Below are 14,355 nucleotides of genomic sequence, written 5' to 3'. Positions count from 1 at the left end.
GAAGCCGAGCCGAGCCGAGCCGTCCAGAGAAAGACAAAAAAAGGGCGACGGATCACTCCGCCGCCCTTTTTCTTTTTCACGTACTCAACTTACCAACCAATCCCCAGATCCAGATGCTCCGGCTGGGTCTCGATCAGCGTCGAGCTCTGATCCGACACATCGTCATACGCAAAGCCATACGCCTTGCCGTTCACCCCATGCAGGTGCCAGAAGCGCGCGTAGTAGTTCGCCGGCGACTGCAGGTAGAACGCACCGGCGTCCTTCCACTCGCTGTTGTCTTCCATGACGTGACGGTTGAACGCCGCACAGATCTGCGCCTCGAGCTGGCCTTCCACGCCCCACGGATCGTTCGATCGCGCCAGCGTGCCCTTACCTTCGAGCACATCCTGCGTGGTCGGCTTCTGCACCTTGAAGAGCATGCCCTGCGGCTCGTCCGGCTCGTGCGTGTCCGCCCAGTTCGTGTGTCTGAACACCAGCACGCCATCGACCACGGAACCTTCGAACTGCTTGGCACCGATGCTCATCTGCAGCACGTTGGACTGGTAGTACGTCCACGACTGGTCGATGTAATCGTCGAAGTAATGCTCGTGCGGCTTGCCCACATCGAACGCCGCCTTACCCGGGGCCAGGATCCGGATCGGATCGGCATCGGCGATCTGGAACTCCGCCGGCACCTCCTGGTTGTACTCGGCGAAGATCTGCGCACGTGTCTGCGTGATACCCGAGTTCACGTGACGGGTCTTGTTACCGCCGTACACATCGAGCGACAGCGGGATGGAGAACTGATCCACCTGCGTCGTGTTGATGAAGATGGCATCGTCGTTCCAGGTGAACTCATACCAGTCGTAGTACACGTCGATGTTCGGGTCCGTCGCGTTGAGCGGGTTGGGACCGGCAAAACCGATGGTGTTATCGGCCGCCTTGAGCACCTTGATGTACATCGGCTCGCCGACCGAGACGAAGATACGCCCCGAACTCAGCTTCGGCAGCTTGAGCAGTTTCGACTGCGCGAGCGTGAAGAAGTAGTTCGGATAGTTCTGTCCGTTCTTGGTCAGGTGACCCGTAGCATCGTTGTCCTCCACGGCGAGCGGCACGGTCGTGCCGTCCGGCTTCACCCACGAGAACACGTTGGTGGTCGGGTCGCGGCCGATGACGGCGACAAATACCTTGTCGTCGGGCCACTTGCCGTTGGTCGCGTTGCGCAGCTGCGTACCGATGAAGCCCGGGTACACGTCGTAGTCGAAGCCCGTCGACGGATCGTTCGTGCCGGTGCCCGGATTGGACGGATCGGTCGGCGTCGTGCCTGCATCCGCACCGTACACCTCGAACTCCCACAGCGAGTAACCGTACTGCGTGGAACGCGTCTGGCCGTGCATACGCACATATCGGGCCGAGACGGCCGGGAAGGTCAGCGTTTCGACCCCACCCGTGCTGCCGGCCTTCGCGTACGCGGTGCTCCATGACTGGCCATCCATCGACACCTCGATCAGATACTTGATGGCATGCGCGTTTTCCCAGTTCAGTACCACCTTGTTCACCGACTTCACCGAGCCGAGGTCGACGCGGATCCATTGGTCGTCCGTGAAGCCCGAGGACCAGCGCGTACCGGCGTCACCGTCGTTGACGTTGGCTGCCTTGAACGCCACGGCGTTCTCGGTATCCGATGCCAGCACCGGTCGATTCAGTGCCAGGTTGCCACTGGCGGGTGCCGGATCCTGCGAGGCGACCGGCTGCTGCACCGTCAGCGTCGCCGCGCTGCTGGTGACGCTGCGGCCCGACGCATCGGTCACGACCACATCGTAGCTACCCGCGTCCGCGGTCGTCGCGGTGAAGCCGAAGGTCGCCGACGTCGCACCGGCCACCGAGGCGGCGTTACGTCGCCACTGATAGCTGACCGCGCTACTCGCCTTGACGCTGACGCCGAAGCTCGCCGCCTGGCCCGCGGTCACGCTCTGCGACTGCGGCTGGGTGATGAACGACGGGGGCGGCGCGGCGGCATACACCTCGAACTCGAACATCGAGACACCGTAACCGGTGTTGCGCTTCAGGCTGTTCATGCGCACGTACTGCGCCGTCTGCACCGGGAACGTCTGCGTGTCGACGCCACCCTTGCCCACAACCGGACCCACGATGGTGTTCCACGACTTGCCGTCGCTGGAGACATCGATGGTGTACTGCGCCGACGACGCGTTCTCCCAGCGCATGATCACGTGGTCGAAGCTCTTCACCGACCCCAGGTTGACCACCAGGTCGACCGGATCCACCTGCTGCACCGAACCCCAGCGCGTATCGAAGTCCCCATCGATCGCGGCGGACGGACTCAGGTCCGGACGCTCCGTACCGAGGGACGACGACGCGGACGCACCGGCGGAAGCGAGCGCGATGTTCACGCCCCCCTTGCCGTCACCCGGCTTACCCGGGCTGGCCGGATTGCCACCGCCGTTGTCGTTGCCGCCACCCGGCTGCGTCACCGGACCGGCCCATGCCGGCGGTTCGAAGCCGGCCGTCGAATTATCGACCGTCAGCACGACGTTGTTGCTTGCCGCGGTGATGCCCTGCGCGCTGACGACATTGACGCGATACACCGTGCCATTCTGCGCGGCCGTGAGGGCACGCGTGGCATAGGTACCGTCGGCCGTGCTCGAGACGAACGTGAGCACGTCCTGGTCGTTGGCGTCCCTGGTCACCGTGTACCAGTCGTAGCTGAGCGGACCCACGCCCGTCGCCGTCACGGCGAAGTGCGCGGAACGACCGACACCGGCCTTCTGGGCGCCCGGCTGAGCAGTGATGCTCGGCGCGACCACCTTCGTGCCCTTGACGCAGAGCACATGGCCCGGATTGTTCTCGGCCACTTCGCGACGGATATCGCCCAGCGAACTCACCTGGAAGGCGAACGTCGCGTCGGTCGGGTCCTTGCCATCGGTCCACGTATTCCATGCGCCCGGGAACGCGGCGCTGGAGTAATGCTGGCCGCTGATGGCCAGCGCTTCGTCGACGGTCGGCAGACGCATGCCGTCCTGCGCGCAGGTCTGGATCGCGATGGACTGCGTGAACTGCGCACCCTGGTCGGCGAAGCCACGCTGCACGCGATCCCACTGCAGGCCACTGAGGTTGTCCGTTACCAGCGTCGAGCCCGTCGCGGACGTGTAGCGATCCGTGATGGCGCAGCAACCGGGCGAGTTGTACACCTCGAACTCATACAGCGAGTAACCGTAGTCCGTGGCACGCTTGACGCCCTGCATGCGGACATAGCGACCCTTCACCGGGTGGTCGAAGGTGAAGTCCTCGGTGCCACCGTTGCTCGTATCGGTGTGATACGCGTCCTGGAAGCCGCCGTCGGGGCTGTCGGAGTACTGGATCCTGTACTCGCTGGCGTGCGCGTTTTCCCACTTCAGCACGACACGGTTGAACGTCCGTGACGAGCCGAGATCGACCGTGATGTTCGCGTTGTCGTCGCCGACCTTCGAACCCCAGCGGGTGGTCTCGTCACCATCCACCGCCTGCCATGCGGCGGTGCCGTTGACGTTCTCCACCTCCGTGGACGAGGTCGCCTTCTCGCGGGCAAGATTCGCGCCCGGCGGTGCCAGTGTGAGCTTCGCCGAGGCGGTCGCGACAACGCCGGTGATGTTGGTCACCGACACGGTATAGGTGCCGACATCGCTCTGCTGCACGGAGGGCAACGTGAGCGTGGGCAGATCGTCGCCCACCGCGACGCCACCAACCGACCACTTGTAGTGAAACGGTGAGGTGCCCGCCACGAGGGTGGACGCATCGAACGTCGCCGGCTGACCCGGGTTGGCACGCACATCGGCCAGCGCACCGGTGAACACCGGCGGACGCGCGGCATTCACCGTGAGGTGAGCGGGCACCGACGACGCATTGCTGCCGAAGTTCCTGATGACGACAGCGTAGTTCACGTTGTTGTCGGCCACGGTCAGGCTCGGCGTGACATAGCTCGGGCCATTCGCACCCGGGATCTCCGCCGCGCCTTTCATCCACTGGTAGCTGAGCGTGGGCGAACCCGACGCGACCACCTGGAAGTGCGCCTGCTGGCCCTCGTCGACGTTCTGCGCGATGGGCTGCGTCGTGATGGTCACCGGGCCGAAGGCGAACACCTTCAGCAGCGCGGGGGCCGACTCCTGATCCGGGCCCTGTCCGTGCACGACCACCGTATAGCTGCTGCCGTCATCCGCACGCGTCGACGCCGGTGTCACATAGCTCGCGCTGGTGGCGCCCGCGATGGCGACGCCGTTCTTCTTCCAGGTGAACGTGAGCGGCGGCGTGCCGGACGCGGTCACGGAGAAGTGACCCACATCACCTTCCGTCACGTCCTGCCCGATGGGCTGCGCGATGATCGACGGCGGACCCGAAGCATTCGGAGCCGCGGGAACGTCGACGATGTTGAACGTCGCCGTGCCTGCCGTGAGGCCGGCCGCCGTGGCGGTGACCGTGACCTGGCCGGCGGTGAACTTCGAGCGCAGGGCGATCTTCTGCAGGCCACCTTCGAACTGCAGCTCCGGCGAACCCGGTGAGTGATAGCTGTGAATCGGCTCGGGGATGCCGCCATTGTTGTCCGGCACTTCACCGGCGCTGTAATCGACGTACTGCTGCGTACCGCCCTGATAGGTCACGATGGACGCGCCGCCGGTGACTTCGAAGGTCACCTTCTGCGCCGCCGTCGGTACGACGACGCCGTTCTTGTCGACCACCTTCGCCACGATGAACGCGGCGTCGGAGCCGTTGGCGGTGACCTGGAAGCGCGAGCCATCGGGCTTGACCACGTTCGGCACGACGTCGAGCTCGATGTGATCGGCGGTGCCTGCCGTGGTCAGCGTATCCTGCACGGACTGACCATTGGCATCGGTGCGCACGTTGCCCAGTGCGTCGAGGCACTGCGCGGTCGCGGTACCCGACTGCCACGTGAGGTTCCAGTGCACCTGACCGGGCAGCTTCGTGGTGGCCTGCGCCTTGTCGGCACCGACCATCTTGCCGGTTTCTTCGTCGACCGGGCCGTTCTCGAGCGCGTAAGACGCTTCGTCGATGGTGTCCCAGGTATTGGGCACCTGATCGCTGCCCTGCGGCACGCCGTTCACCAGCAGGCGCACCTTCGGGCAGTTACTGAACGCATTCACCTGGATATTGCCGGGGCGATTCCAGTGATTGGCCAGCTTGACCACCGGCCGCAGTTCGTACGGCACCCACACCGATTCGTAGATGTAGTACAGCATGCGCGGAAAGCGGTTCGCATCGGTCATCGATGCGTTGTTGCCGCGCACGTTGTGGCGGAAGCCCTTGATCGGCTTGCCGTCGGCGTGCGTCGCGATACTGCCGTCCGGGTTGCGCTGGTAGGTCCAGTGCGTCGCGTCCTCGAGACCTTCAACCATCTCGATGACTTCGCCCGGCGTATCCGACATGTACCACTGCGCCATGCCGAACGTACCGACCTTGCGCGCCTGCGAATACGGCACGAGGTAGTTGAGCGCGAAGGCCAGCTCGTAGTCGTACGAATGACGCAGCGTACCCGGACCCCAGTATTCCGCGCCCCAGGCCGGTTTGTTCGGGAATTCGTTCGAATGCAGGTAGGTTTCGCAACCGGCCTTCGAGCAGCTGAGGATGTCGCCATTGGCGGCATCGGGCGTGCGGTCCGCCGCGGCGCGCGGTGCGATGCTGTCCCACGTGCGTGCCAGCGCGCGAAGTTCCACCGCGAACGGTGTCGACATCACGCCATTGTCGTGCTCCCACGCGAGGATCGACGGGTGGCTGCGATCGCGGATCACGATGTCACGATGGACCTCGCGCTTGATCGTCCACATGTCGTTACACGCCCGGTCGCCGGTCGCGCAGGGCGTGGCGAAGCCGTTCTCGCCGTCGCCGCTGGGCTGCACGATGAATACGCCCAGCGCATCCGCCGCCTCGACGAATTCGGGACTGGACGGCGAGTGACCCGGGCGCCACAGGTTGCCGCCACCGGCGGCCAGCTGCTGCAGATCGCGCCACTGCTGTTCTTCCGGCACGGACGAGCCGAGCGCGGGGTAGTCGTAGCGGCCGGAGCCGCCCCACATGTATTGCTTCTTGCCGTTGATGTACGGGAAGTCCTTGTCCCAGGTGATCACGCGAATGCCGAGCGTGCTCTGCTTCGCATCGACCACGACGCCGTCGATACTGACCGTGTGCAGCACCTTGTACAGGTACGGCTTGCCGTCCAGGCTGTTGTTTGGAAACCACAGGTGCGGGTTGCTCACCTGCAATGTTTCGTCGAAAACGGGCGTCTGGTCGCTGGGCACGTAGTTGGCCGGCAGCGACTTCTGCTGCTGGTCCGACGTCACGACGTTGCCGTCGGCGTCGACGATCTGGGTCGTCAGCGTGACCGTCTTCGCGGCGGCGGTTTCGTTCGCGACGTTGGTCTGCACGCGTACGACGGCCGAGGTGTGGTCGGCACTCAGGCTCTGCGTACCGACGTAGGTACCCCAGGTGTTCTGACCCGCGTAGACGTTTTCCGGGATGTGCACGAAGTTGGTGACGTGCAGCTTTACCGGGCGGAACAGGCCCGCTTCGGCCTGGCCAAAACGGAAGGAACCGGAGAAACCCGGATCCTCGAAGAAACCGCCGCCGCTGCGGCTGACCTTGACGGCCAGCACGTCGGTGCCGTCGAATTTGAGGAAAGGCGTCAGGTCGACGATGTGCGGCACGAAGCCGATGACGTGGGTCGCCTGCGCATCCTTCTGGCCTGGCTGGTTGAGCACGCCGGTGCCGGGAACGAAATGGCCGTTGATGTAGACACGGTCACCCGTGTGCGCACCTTCGAACTCGACCATGACCTTCTTGCCGGCGAACTTCGCCGAGTCGTCGAGCCTGACGCGATACCAGCTGGTCTCGCCGTCCAGGCTGCCCTGGCCACCGCCGGACTCCTGGTTGATGAAGGTGGTGAAGTCGTTGGCCGCGTGCGGGATGCCGACGGTCAGCCACGCGCTGTCGTTGTAGTTGACCAGGGCGCCGTCGTCGCCGTTGGGCAGCGGCGCGTAGGTCACCGGGTCATTCGGGTTGGCGATGGCCTGCTTGGTGTATTTCCAGGGCCGGGCACCGAGATTGATGTCCTGCCGGTCCGAGGGCGCGAGCGTGACGGCTTGCGCCGTCGCGGTCACGCCCAGGAGCGCGATGGCGAGCAAGGCGGACAGCCTCGCCAGCCTCGGCGTACCGCGGGGTGATCTGGGTTGTCGCTTCATGGACGAGAGGTCCCCTGTATGTGCCACGTGTGAGGTGAGCCGCGTGATCGACAGCACATTTCCCATCGCGCACGAACGCGTGCGCCAGCGCATATCGCGCCGGCGGTCTTCGTTCGTTTCGCGGTAAGTGGAGGTGGACCCGCCTTGCCCCGGGCTTTAGCCATCCATACGCTGTCAGCGCGAATCTTCCGCTTGCTGAATGTCACTCACAATACTAGAGGGTGCTCGAAGCACGACTTTTCGCAGAGTGAGTTCGCATTCCGTGACGGACGTCCGGTTTGCCCGGCAGAGGATTGCTTCGATCAAGACCGGAACGCACGTTGCATGCGTTCCTTGGTGACATACCTCTTGCGAGGTATGTCACGAAAACGTTCCACGTCAACGTATTGGCGGTCAGGCCGCGGTGCCGCCGACGGTCATGCCATCGACACGCAACGTCGGCTGGCCCACACCGACGGGCACGCTCTGCCCGTCCTTGCCGCACACGCCCACGCCTTCGTCGAGCGCGAGGTCGTTGCCGATCATCGAGACGCGCGTGAGCACCTCGGGGCCGGAGCCCACCAGGGTGGCACCCTTGACCGGACGCGTGACCTTGCCGTCTTCGATGAGGTAGGCCTCGCTCGCCGAGAAGACGAACTTGCCGTTGGTGATGTCGACCTGACCGCCGCCGAAGTTCACGGCGTAGAGGCCACGCTTGACCGACCGGATGATCTCCTCCGGCTCACGGTTACCGGCGAGCATGTAGGTGTTGGTCATGCGCGGCATCGGCAGCTGCGCGAAGGACTCGCGACGACCGTTACCGGTGGACCTGACACCCATCAGCCGCGCGTTGAGCTTGTCCTGCATGTAACCCTTGAGGATGCCGTTCTCAATCAGCGTGGTGCATTCGGTCGGCGTGCCTTCGTCGTCGATGCTCAGCGAGCCACGGCGACCCGGCAGCGTGCCGTCATCGACGATGGTCACTCCGTCGGCCGCGACACGCTGGCCGATGCGACCGGTGAAGGCGGAACTGCCCTTGCGGTTGAAGTCACCTTCGAGGCCATGGCCGATGGCCTCGTGGAGCAGCACGCCCGGCCAGCCCGGGCCAAGCACGACGGTCATGTTGCCGGCCGGCGCATCCACCGCTTCGAGATTGACCAGCGCCTGGCGCACCGCTTCCTCGGCGAAGGCGTGGGCGCGACCGTTCTCGATCAGTTCGCCATAGCCGTAACGACCGCCGCCACCGGAATGACCCTGCTCGCGGCGGCCGTTCTGCTCGGCGATGACCTGGACGTTGAGACGCACGAGCGGACGTACGTCGGCGGCCAGCGTGCCGTCCGAGCCGGCGATGAGGATCGTGTCGAGCGTGGCCGCCAGGCTGACGATGACCTGCCTGACGCGCGGATCGCGCGAACGCGCATAGGCATCCACCTCGCGCAGGAGCGCGATCTTGGCTTCGTTGGGCAGGCTCTCGACCGGGTCGATGGCCGGATACAGCCCGCGCCCTGTCGCGATGGCGAGCGGTTTGCCGGCACCCGCTCCGCCCTGCGCGATCGCGCGCGCGGCACGGGAGGCTTCGAGCAGCTGCGGAAGCACGATTTCGTCCGAATAGGAGAAACCGGTCTTCTCACCGGAGATGGCGCGCACGCCCACACCCTGCTCGATCGAGTGGCTGCCATCCTTGACGATGCCTTCCTCCAGCACCCACGACTCGCTGCGGGAATGCTGGAAATACAGATCCGCCGCGTCGATCGATGGCCCCATCAGCTGGGAAAAGACGCGATCGAGGTCGGTGGAAGCCAGGCCGCCGGGGGTGAGCAGGCGCCGTTCGGCAAGGGAAATCAGGGAATCCATCAGGTTCGCCGGTAGAGATGGGGAACCCCACAGGTGGGGTCGGATGGGGTCAGCTTAAACCCTGGTCCCTCCTGCGTCACCGGCGGCGGACGGCCCAGGCAGCCCCCAGGCCGGCCGGGTGCTAGGATTCGTCCAAACTCACCGGAACGGAGCCTCCATGAGCAGGGGAAAGAAGCGGGCCATCGCCCGTCGTGTCGCGACGGCGCCTGTCCGTCGTGCGGAAGCGGTCGTCGACGAAACACGCGACCTGCTGAACAAAAGCGGTCACCTCGACCCCCGCAAGGCCATGGTCAGCACGGCGATTGCGCTGTCGCTCGGCTTCCTCTGCCTGTTGGCCGTCATTGCCTTTCATTTCCCCCAGTACCTGACCACGCCCGATCTGCGGCACAAGTATTCGGTGGATGTCCTGCGTCAGGCACTGCTGGGTGCGCTGCTGATCGCCGGCGGCCTGTCGCTGGCGAACGTCATCCTCGGCCGCCGCCGCAACCTCAATATCGCCGCGTTCGCCATGGTACTCGCCGCCGTCGCGCTCGGCGGGTCGCGCGTGCCGGTAGGCGCATTCCCCGACCACACGCCCTACATCGGCCTCGACTGGTTCATCCTCGACCTGCTCGGCTCGACAGTGTTGTTCGTCGTGATCGAAAAACTGTTTCCGCTTTACCGTGGTCAGTCGGTGTTTCGCTTCGAGTGGCAGACCGACATGAAGCACTTCGCCGTGAATCACTTTGCGGTGGGCCTCGCGCTGCTCGTGGTGAACTTCCTGATCCACCACGCGTTCACCTGGCTGGTGAACAGCGACTTCCAGCGCATGGTCGCGAGCATCCATTTCGTGCCCCAGCTGTTGTTGTGCATTCTCGTCGCCGACCTGGCGCAGTATGCAACGCACCGCGCGTATCACGAGGTGCCTTTCCTCTGGCGCTTCCACTCCGTACACCACAGTGTGAAGACGATGGACTGGCTGGCCGGTTCACGCCAGCACATGCTGGAACTGCTGTTCACCCGCGTCTGCGTGCTGGCTCCGCTTTACGTGCTGGGTTTCAGCGAAGCGGTGACCAACGCGTACATTCTGGTGGTCGGCTTCCAGGCGGTGTTCAACCACGCCAACGTGCATCTGCCGTGGGGTCCGTTGAAGTACGTCCTCGTGACACCTGATTTCCATCACTGGCATCACGCGTCGGACGACGAAGCGATCGACAAGAACTATGCGGCGCATTACGCCTTCATCGACTATGCGTTCGGTACCGCCGTCAAGTCGACGAAGCAGTTTCCGGAGAAATACGGCGTGGTGGGTGACTACATGCCGGATGGGTTCGTGAGGCAGCAGCTGTTTCCGTTCAGCAAAACGAAGACCTGAAGCGCGTCCGCATCCGGCATGCGTTTCGCGCGCAGGGCGCGCTCCTACAACGGCTTGGTGGCCGTGGAGGGCTCGCCCTTCTCGATCGGGGTGAACACGGGTTTATCCCAGCTGCCCGTGACGTGGTATCGCTTGCGCGCCGCCTGGTTCAGACCGCGGCCAAGGATGCCCTGAACGGCGAGACCCGCCGCGGCGCCGACGGGACCGCCGGCCAGCGCACCGACGACCGGCAGGCTGTTGCCGAGGTGCGGCACCACCAGCACCTCCTGATCGTAATCACGTGCCTTCAGGCCCGCCCGGCCGGTGATCGTGATCTCCGCGGCGGGACCGCGAATCTTGAGATTGCTGGTGCTCGCGTCACTGTTGGCGAAGCGGAAGTCGCCGGTGATCGAATCGAACGCGAAGCCCTTGCCGAGCACGTCACCGAAGTCCAGCGCCATGCGACGCGGCAGATCGGTCACGGAAACCAGCCCGAACAGACGACCGACGCCGGGCTGCACTTCGAGGATCCGGCCCTTGGCCACGTCGACCTTCAGCGTGCCGTCCATGTTCGCCAGCGCAAGCGCTGAAGGGCCACCGGGCCACGTCGCGTCGAGCCGTGCCGACGTGCGCCCGCCCTGCAGGATGCCTGCGAAACCGAGCGCGTCGAACATGCGCGCCACGTCCTCGGAGGCGAAATCCATCGCCAGATGCGTCCTGCTGCGCTTTTCGTCACCGTTCCAGTCACCCGACGCGGTGATCTGTACGTTCTTCGACTGCGCGCGCAGCTGGTCGATGTGCATGCCTTCGTCCGTCGGCCAGGTTTCCAGCCGGGCTTCGCCGAGCTTCGCCTTACCCAGACGCATATCGCTGACCTGCAGATGCATCGGTGGCAGGCTGGACGGCGCGACACCCGCCTCGTTCGCATCGGCCGGCTTCCTGGCGGCAGCGGCATTGTCTTTTGCTTCTTCGGCTTTGGCCGCCGTGGAGGCGACCGTAGCGGCCGCACCCGCGGCGGCCTTGCCCTTCTTCGCGGCGTCCGCGGCATCGTCGGCCGATGGCCACCAGATGCGATCCATCCGCGCCGTGATACCGCGGCGCCGCATTTCTTCGTTAGGTACGGTCATCTGGCCGGCGAGGGCCTCACTCTCGACCTTGAGCGACAGCGCCTGCGGACCGGGATTGGCGACGATATGCATGTCGGCGAAATGCTGGCCGAAAACCTCGGCATCATCGGTAACCAGGTCGAGCGAACTCAGTCCCGGCCCTGTCCCGCCCGTCGACAGGCCCACGACGTACTGCACCCATCCGGATACGTCGAGCTTCGCGGCATGTCCACCGATGAGGTAACCCTGTGCAGGCAGGGCGGCCGGCACACTGGTGCCGAGATTGAAGGCGGCGGCGATGGGAACCTTGTCGGTGGGCAGACGCAGGCGCCCACGCACGACGTCGCCGATGGCGACATCGAGACGCGCACCGTCGACCGGCAGACCGACGCGCACCGATAGCGGCTGGGGCACGCTGGCGGCTTTCTTCACCGGCGTCGGCATCAGCAGCTCGACGCCGCGCAGGTCGGAGTCGACCGTCAGGGTCTGCGCGGTGGCATCCCCCTGCCCTGTCTTGCTGAGGTCGAAACCGACACGGAACGTGCCGCGGCCCCTGGCGATGTCCGCCAACCATTTGAGGTTTTCGTACTGGCCTACCAGTTCGTCCATCGTGAACGCGCCGGTGACCGTCGCGTCGACGATCTTCGCCGGATCGCCGGTGCCGCCCGCGATGGCGAGGTCGAGGTTCGCGGGCTGGCCGCGGAACAGCGTCTTCAGACCCTGCGCCGTGAACCCCTTACCGTCGAAGCTCATGGGGCCGGTGATTTTATCCAGGCGCAGCTTCCACGCGTCGGCGACGAGATCCGCATCCTTGATGGTCGCCCTGCCGTCGAGGGTGAAGTCCTTCGTATCCTTCAGCGGCAACAGCAGGTTGAATCCGAATTCACCGGTGCCACCGAGTTTCATCTTGTCCAGCGTTTCGCGGCTGCTGGTGCCGACCGGGCTGTTCTTCACGAAATCGAGGTAGCTGCCACCTGTCCCGGCGCCGCTCAGCTTCAGATCGAGCACGCCCTCACCGAAGTCGGCGATCACCGCCGATGCCGCGCTGATGGCATTGCCGAGCGAATGGCCTTCCGTGGCGTCGATCGACATGCCGTTGTCGACAAAGCTCGCGACCGCGGAAATGCCTTCGGCACGTGGCCAGCCCGTGCCGTAGTCGAGCACGGTGTCGTCGATGACGGCGCGACCTTCGAAGCGCCCCTCGTGGTTCCTGAACGGAAACTCGCGCAGGTTGCCGCGAATGAGGGCCGAGCCGCTTTCGATACGCCCGGAAACGATCGCGCGGTTGAGCCAGTTCTGCGAGCCTTCCGACATCGAGTGAATCGGCCAGAACAGCTTCGCCGCGGCCACGTCGCCTTCGCCCAGCGCGACGTACATATCCATGAAAGGCCCCGTGTCGGCGGCGGGCAGAACGAATTCCCCCCGCGCCTGACCGCCGAAGCCTTCGCCGCGAAAATCGAGCGGATCGACACCGATGTGCCAGTCGCCCTCGTCCTTGTACACGGCGATGTCGCCGCCCAGTGACTTCATGACGAAGGGCTTGCGGAAGATGCCGGTGGCGTCGATCGTCGTCGTCTGCGTCGGGAGGCTGAGCGACATCGCCTCGGCGTCGCCAAGCACTTCGCCCTTGAGCGATGCGATGCCGGGCAGCGTACCGCTCGCGTCGATGCCCAGTCCGGAGAAGCCGGCGCGGACGAATTCGATACCGTCGATGGAATTCCAGTCGGCACGCAGGTCGTCGAAGCGACCGCGCGGGTGCCCTTCGCCGAGCCATCGGGCGAGCGAGGGCGACATCTGCGGAAGGATCCCCGCCCACGGCAGCAGCGGCGCGAGATCGACACGGCGCCCCGCCAGGGTGCCATCCGTCCGGTCGCCGACCGTGTTCAGCAGCAGCGCGAGATCGCCACCGTCACGCCCCGCCCAGTCCACGCGCTGACCGTTGGCGGTGCGATGCAGGCTGACGATACCGTGCAGGCCTGCCGTGGTTACCGTTCGCGCGGGCCCACGTACCGCGAGACCATCGAGATCGATACGCGACGTCATGCGCACGACCCTGGCGTCGCGCCAGTCCAGCCAGGTCTCGATATTTCCTTTGCCGCCGGCGAGTGCGTAGCCACCGGCCTCGAAGTCGCCGGTGAGCGCGGCAAAATCCACGTCCGCGCCCTTCACATACACCCGGCCATGCGAACCATCGGCGGCGAACCGCCCCGCGGCCGTGAGCACCGTGCTGACGTTTTCACGGCGCAGGGTGCCGCCGATGCGCAACGCGTTGTCCTCAAGACTGACACGCAGCTGATCGGCGATCAGCCCGTAGTGTCGTTTCGTGGTCTCGTCGTTGATGTCGAGGCGCAGGTTGCTGAGCCACAGGTCCGCTGAAAGGTTATCCAGCGAGACTTTCTGCGTGCCGCCGCCGGTGGCGAAACCGTCGATGCTCCAGCGACCGTCGGGCGCACGGCGCAGCCCCAGTCGCAGATCGCGGAGCCGCAGGTTGATCAGGTGACGCGACGGAAGGATGAAGGCACCGAAATCGAGTTTGACCGCCGCCTGGGGCAGACGCAGCGGTTCACCGCCGTCGGTGGGCGACACAGTCACGTCGCGCATCACGAACAACGGCCCGGAAGGTCGCCAGAATCCTTCCAGGGACGCGAAGTGAACCGGCCTGTGCAAGGCGTCGCTCAGCATCGCCGCGACACGATCGGGATACCGCGCCGCCAGCGGCAGCAACAGCTGGCCAAGCGCCATGATCAGCGCGAGCACGACCAGCACGCTCGCGACCAGACCCAGAAGGAAGAACCGCAGGCGTCTCAGGCGATGGCGCCAGCCGGCACTCACCGGCCGACGTTCCGGCGACGATCGCCGG

4 protein-coding genes are annotated in these 14,355 nt (G+C 65.1%); 1 reads left to right on the top strand and 3 read right to left on the bottom strand.

Going from position 1 to position 14,355, the window contains the following annotated elements:
- Positions 1-89 precede the first annotated feature (89 nt).
- Together B5X73_RS04625 and tldD are read right to left on the bottom strand one after the other, a co-directional pair.
- On the bottom strand, positions 90-7,223 hold the full coding sequence (locus tag B5X73_RS04625; RefSeq protein WP_176167722.1) for a beta-1,3-glucanase family protein: 7,134 nt from the start codon (positions 7,221-7,223) through the stop codon (positions 90-92).
- 393 nt (positions 7,224-7,616) lie between these two features.
- Positions 7,617-9,059, bottom strand: a complete 1,443-nt coding sequence (gene tldD, locus B5X73_RS04620) for a metalloprotease TldD (RefSeq protein WP_176167742.1) — start codon at positions 9,057-9,059, stop codon at positions 7,617-7,619.
- Positions 9,060-9,213: 154 nt separating this feature from the next.
- On the opposite strand from tldD, the gene B5X73_RS04615 reads away from it, so the two are divergent.
- Entirely contained in the window at positions 9,214-10,410 is a 1,197-nt protein-coding gene (locus B5X73_RS04615; RefSeq protein WP_079520758.1) for a sterol desaturase family protein, read from the top strand.
- Between the two features lie 44 nt (positions 10,411-10,454).
- Here B5X73_RS04615 and B5X73_RS04610 read toward each other — a convergent pair whose 3' ends face one another.
- A complete protein-coding gene (locus B5X73_RS04610; RefSeq protein ID WP_079520757.1) occupies positions 10,455-14,327 on the bottom strand; it encodes a YhdP family protein in 3,873 nt (1,290 codons plus the stop codon).
- Between the last annotated feature and the right edge of the window lie 28 nt (positions 14,328-14,355).

Source organism: Luteibacter sp. 22Crub2.1 (assembly GCF_900167995.1).
Lineage (GTDB): Bacteria > Pseudomonadota > Gammaproteobacteria > Xanthomonadales > Rhodanobacteraceae > Luteibacter > Luteibacter mycovicinus.
The sequence above is the reverse complement of the archived record's forward strand: the minus strand, read 5'-3'. Positions and strand labels throughout refer to the sequence as shown.